Below are 5025 nucleotides of genomic sequence, written 5' to 3'. Positions count from 1 at the left end.
CGCTGGTCCCGTCCCCGTCCTGAGGCCTCGCCGCCGCTTGGCACTGACGCAACGTCACGAGCCCATCACGATCACCGAGTTGGCCGTGATCACGGTATTGCGGCCGTCGGCCACCCGGCGTAGACCTGTGCGCACGGACGACGTGAACCGCGCGATGTGAGACGTGAGCGGCACCGCGGGGTCCCACCGTGGGTGCCGGTCCGCGCACATGCGCGCAGGAGAGACGGGGCAGGGATGCGCACAACCCTTCGCATGCGTAGGGCGGCAGTGGTGTTCACCGCGGTCGGGGCACTGGCCCTGACCGGCTGCGGCGGCGACGGTGACGGCAAGGACAAGGCGGGAGACGGGTCCGGCACGAAGAAGGACAGCGCCTCCACCGTCGACCTGCCGGAACTGGACGGCGAGCAGATATCGGTCGCGGCTGTCTGGACCGGCCCCGAGCAGGCCAACTTCACCAAGGTGCTGGACGAGTTCGAGAAGCGCACCGGCGCGAAGGTCACCTTCGTCCCCGCCCAGGACCCCATCGTCAACTTCCTGGGGACGAAGATCGCGGGCGGCCAGCCGCCGGACGTCGCGATGATCCCGCAGGTGGGCGCCATCCAGCAGGCGGTGGCCAAGAAGTGGGCGAAGCCCGTCGGCCAGGAGGCGCGGGCCCAGCTCGGCCAGAACTACGCGCAGGTCTGGCAGGACCTCGGCGCGGTCGACGGCACGCAGTACGGCGTCTACTTCAAGGCCGCCAACAAGTCCCTGGTCTGGTACAACGCCCAGGCGTTCGAGAACGCGGGCGCGAGCGAGCCGAAGACCTGGAAGGACTTCCTGGCCACGGCCGACACGGTCTCCGCCTCCGGGATCACCCCGGTGTCGGTCGGCGGCGCGGACGGCTGGACGCTCACCGACTGGTTCGAGAACGTCTACCTCTCCCAGGCCGGACCGGAGAAGTACGACCAGCTGGCGAAGCACGAGATCAAGTGGACGGACCCGTCCGTCAAGGACGCGCTGACCACCCTCGCCGAGCTCTTCGGCAGGCCGGAGCTGATCGCGGGCGGTGCCGACGGGGCGCTGCAGACCGAGTTCCCGGCCTCCGTCACCCAGACGTTCACCGGAGGCGACCAGCCCAAGGCCGCCATGGTGTACGAGGGCGACTTCGTCTCGGTCAACATCGCGCAGACCAAGGCGAAGATCGGTACGGACGCCAAGGTGTTCCCGTTCCCGGCGGTCGGCGCCGACTCGCCCGTGGTGACGGGCGGCGACGCCGCCGTGGCCCTCAAGGACGGCAAGGGCGCCCAGGCGCTGCTGACCTGGCTGGCCTCGACCGACGCGGCGAAGATCTGGGCCGAGGCCGGCGGGTTCATCTCGCCCAACAAGGCGCTGGACACGGCCGCGTACCCCGACGACGTGCAGCGCACGATGGCCGAGGCGCTGATCGACGCCGGTGACGACGTCCGGTTCGACATGTCCGACCAGGCCCCGCAGTCGTTCGGCGGGACGCCCGGGAAGGGGGAGTGGAAGATCCTCCAGGACTTCCTGAAGAACCCGAAGGACATCGCGGGGACCCAGCAGAAGCTGGAGTCCGACGCGGCCAAGGCGTACAAGAGCTGACGGGATGACGACAGCGACAGCGGGGGGCGCCGGAGCGGCGCCCCCCGCCGACAGGCAACCCCATGGGCGCGCCGGCAGGCGCCGGAGCGTGACCGGCACCCGGGGGGCGGTGGCGGCGGTGTTCCTGCTGCCGGCCCTCGTGCTGCTCGGCGCCCTCGTCGTCTACCCGATCGGGTACTCCGTCTACCGGTCCTTCTTCGACCAGGCCGGCACCGGCTTCGCGGGCGTCGACAACTACACGGCGCTGTTCACCGACGACACCATCCGCACGGCGGTGAAGAACAACGCGATCTGGGTCGTGTTCGCCCCGACGGTCTCGACCGCGCTGGGGCTGGTCTTCGCGGTGCTGACCGAGCGGATCCGGTGGGGCACGGCGTTCAAGCTGGTCGTCTTCATGCCGATGGCGATCTCGATGCTGGCCGCGGGCATCATCTTCCGGCTCGTCTACGACCAGGCTCCGGAGCGCGGGGTCGCCAACGCGGTGGTGGTGGGCGTGCACGACACGTTCGCCGAGTCGTCCGGCTTCCCCAAGGCGCACCCGCTGCCCGCCCACCCGCTGAAGGCGGGCGGTGGCGGCTCCTTCGTCACCAAGGAACCGGTACGGGCCGGGGTACCGGCCCTGCTGCCGCTCGTCGGGGTGGCCCCGGCGAAGATGCCCGGTGACGCGCGGCCGGCCAGGACACCCCCCGCCGCCCCGGACGGGAAGATCACCGGTACCGCGTGGCTCGACTTCACCCGGGGCGGCGGGGGCGAGCCCAACGTCGTCGACCCGGAGGAGCTCGGCCTCAAGGGCATCACGGTCGAGGCCGTCCGGGACGGAAAGGTGGTCGCCTCGGCCACCGCCGGCGCGGACGGGGTCTTCACCCTGCCCGCCTCCGCCGACGGGGCCCTGCTCCGGCTGCCCGCGTCCGACTTCCGGGAGCCGTACAACGGTGTCGACTGGCTCGGGCCGGCCCTGGTCACCCCGGGGATCATCGGCAGCTACGTCTGGATGTGGGCGGGCTTCGCCATGGTGCTGATCGCGGCGGGCCTGGCCGGGCTGCCCCGCGAACTCCTGGAGGCGGCGCGGGTGGACGGTGCCAACGAGTGGCAGGTCTTCCGCCGGATCACGGTCCCGATGCTCGCCCCGGTGCTGGTGGTGGTGCTGGTCACCCTGATGATCAACGTACTGAAGGTCTTCGACCTGGTCTTCATCATCGCGCCGGGCTCCTCCCAGGACGACGCGAACGTCCTGGCGCTCCAGCTGTACCGGTCCTCCTTCGGCACGGACGCCGACCTCGGGATCGGCAGCGCGATCGCCGTCCTCCTCCTGCTGCTGGTGGTCCCGATGATGCTCGTCAACATCCGCCGGATACGGAAGGAGGGGCGCCGATGACCACGACCGAACCGGTGAAGACCGGGCCCGCTCCCGGCGCCGCGGCGGTGCCGGTGAAGCCCCGGCCGGCCCTCGCGGCACGGATCGCCGCCCGGGCCGGCGGCGGGGCCGTGCGGGTCGTCCTCCTGCTGGTGGCGCTGTTCTGGCTGATGCCGACCGTCGGGCTGCTGCTCTCCTCGCTGCGGAGCGCGGACGACATCGCGGCGACCGGCTGGTGGAAGGTCCTCACCGCCCCCTCCGCGCTCACCTTCGACAACTACGAGCGGCTGCTGAGCAATTCGGCGATCACCGACTCGCTCGTCAGCACCGTGCTGATCACCGTCCCGGCCACCTTCCTGGTGGTGGTGCTCGGTTCGTTCGCCGGATACGCGTTCGCCTGGATGGAGTTCCCCGGCCGCGACTGGTGGTTCCTGGTGGTCGTCGGACTGCTCGTGGTGCCCGTGCAGGTCGCGCTGATCCCGGTCTCGGAACTCTTCGGGGCCGTCGGGATCTTCGAGACCACCCTCGGGGTGATCCTCTTCCACACGGCGTTCGGCCTGCCGTTCGCCATCTTCCTGCTGCGGAACTTCTTCGCCGAGATCCCGCGCGAGCTGCTGGAGGCCGCGCGTCTCGACGGGGCGGGCGAGATCCGGCTGTTCACCCGGGTCGTGATGCCGCTGGGCGGGCCGGCCATCGCCTCGCTCGGTATCTTCCAGTTCCTGTGGGTGTGGAACGACATGCTGGTCGCGCTGATCTTCGCGGACTCGGGGTCGCCACCGATCACCGTCGCGCTCCAGCAGCAGGTCCGCCAGTTCGGCAACAACATCGACGTCCTGGCCCCGGGCGCCTTCGTCTCCATGGTGATCCCGCTGGCGGTCTTCTTCGCCTTCCAGCGGCAGTTCGTCTCCGGGGTGATGGCCGGGGCCGTCAAGTGACCCCGCGGGTGCGGCCCCCCGGGGGCCGCACCCCTCACCACACCCGGCAGCACAGACGTTCGTCAACACCGGGCCGACTCGTTCACCCCTGTTCGGGCCGCCCTACCTCGGGCTTCTCCCGGACGCCACATTCGGCGTAACCAAGTCACTCCATCGGCCGTTTGCGGGCCACCTGCCCTCCCGCGAGCGAACCCCTGGAAGTGTTGTGCCCCGGTTCAGTGTCATCGTGCCCGCGTACCGGGTCCAGGCGTATCTGCACGCGTGCCTCGACTCCGTGCTGAACCAGTCGTTCAAGGACTACGAGGTCATCGTGGTCGACGACTGCTCACCGGACGCCTGCGGCTCGATCGCCGACGAGTACGCCGCCCGCGACCCCCGGGTCCGGGCCGTCCACCTCCCCCGCAACGTCGGTCTCGGGCCCGCCCGCAACGCCGGGATGGCCCGGGCCACCGGTGACTACCTCCTCTTCCTGGACAGCGACGACACGTTCACCCCCGAGGCGCTGCAGACCGTCGCCGACCGCCTGGAGGCCACCGGCGGCCCCGACGTCCTCGTCTACGACTACGCCCGCACGTACTGGTCCGGCGAGAGCGTCCGCAACACCTTCGCCCGGTGCCTGGACGAGGGCGGGCCGGCCTCCTTCCGGCTGGCGGACCGGCCCGGACTGCTCAAGGTCCTCATGGTCGTCTGGAACAAGGCCTACCGCCGGGAGTTCATCGAGGAGGAAGGGTTCACCTTCCCGCCCGGCTACTACGAGGACACCCCCTGGACCTACCCGGTGCTGATGGCCGCAGGTTCGATCGCCGTCCTGGACGCCGTCTGCGTCGGCTACCGGCAGCGGCGACGCGGCAACATCCTCTCCACCACCTCCCGCAGGCACTTCGACGTCTTCGACCAGTACGACCGGGTGTTCGCGTTCATCGACGCCCGCCCCGAACTCGACGTGTGGCGCCCGGTGATGTTCCGCCGGATGCTCGACCACTTCTCCACGCTGTACACCTCGCACGGCCGGCTCCCCCGCGGCACCCGGGCGCAGTTCTTCCGCCGGGCCCGCGCCCACTACCGCCGCTACCGCGCCCCGGGCGCGGCCGTACCGAGGCGCGCCCGGCTGCGGCACGCCCTCTTCCGGCTGGGCGG

General features: G+C 70.7%; 4 protein-coding genes. All 4 read left to right on the top strand.

All coding sequences use genetic code 11. From position 1 onward, the window contains the following. Nucleotides 1-234: 234 nt before the first annotated feature. The gene (locus IH13_RS0118235) at nucleotides 235-1599 is read left to right on the top strand and encodes an ABC transporter substrate-binding protein (protein WP_031085748.1); all 1365 of its coding nucleotides are present in this window, start codon (nucleotides 235-237) and stop codon (nucleotides 1597-1599) included. A 4-nt stretch (nucleotides 1600-1603) separates the two neighbouring features. Then, complete coding sequence (locus IH13_RS0118230) at nucleotides 1604-2974, top strand: carbohydrate ABC transporter permease (protein ID WP_082317635.1); 1371 nt, start codon at nucleotides 1604-1606, stop codon at nucleotides 2972-2974. Beyond that, a complete protein-coding gene (locus tag IH13_RS0118225; RefSeq protein WP_031085744.1) occupies nucleotides 2971-3888 on the top strand; it encodes a carbohydrate ABC transporter permease in 918 nt (305 codons plus the stop codon). Before IH13_RS0118230 ends, IH13_RS0118225 begins: the two co-directional genes overlap by 4 nt. A 205-nt stretch (nucleotides 3889-4093) precedes the next feature. Then, nucleotides 4094-5025, top strand: a 932-nt coding sequence (locus tag IH13_RS0118220) for a glycosyltransferase family 2 protein (protein ID WP_037841693.1), incomplete at its 3' end; no start/stop codon positions are given.

The sequence above is a fragment of the Streptomyces sp. NRRL WC-3549 genome, from assembly GCF_000721935.1.
Classification (GTDB): domain Bacteria; phylum Actinomycetota; class Actinomycetes; order Streptomycetales; family Streptomycetaceae; genus Streptomyces.
This window is presented reverse-complemented; position numbering and strand designations above follow the sequence as displayed.